Origin of the sequence: Mesorhizobium sp. M4A.F.Ca.ET.020.02.1.1 (assembly GCF_004022645.1) — a bacterium.
Taxonomy (GTDB): Bacteria; Pseudomonadota; Alphaproteobacteria; order Rhizobiales; family Rhizobiaceae; genus Mesorhizobium.
The window spans coordinates 1-391 of record NZ_RZOI01001429.1; the positions used below are offsets into that span (position 1 = coordinate 1).

A 391-nucleotide genomic window follows, 5' to 3' on the forward strand; every position below is an offset into this window, starting at 1 on the left:
AACCAATGTTGAGTCTCCGACCATTTCCGTCGTCGGCATCGGCGCGTCAGCCGGCGGCATCGAGGCGCTTGGCCGCTTTTTCGATGCGATGCCGGCGGACAGCGGTTGCGCCTTCGTGGTCGTCTTGCATCTCGACCCGAAGCACGAAAGCGAGATGGCGCGCGTTCTGGCATCTCACACGACCATGCAGGTTGCGCAAGTCGTGGACGGCATGCGAATCGTTTCCGATCGGGTCTATGTGATCGCTCCCGATACCGACCTCAAGATCAGCGATGGCGGGCTGCACGTGTCCCGACCGGCAGAGGTCCGCGGCAACCGCCATCCCGTCGATGTCCTGTTCCGATCGCTTGCGTCGGACCAGCGGAAACGGGCCATCGCCATCGTTTTGTCG

The 391-nt window shown here is 62.7% G+C and carries 1 protein-coding gene; it reads left to right on the forward strand.

Annotation, left to right across the window (positions count from 1 at the left end; all coding sequences use genetic code 11):
- Nucleotides 1-37: 37 nt before the first annotated feature.
- A partial coding sequence (locus EN742_RS37520; protein ID WP_281035083.1) for a chemotaxis protein CheB occupies nucleotides 38-391 on the forward strand: 354 nt, incomplete at its 3' end.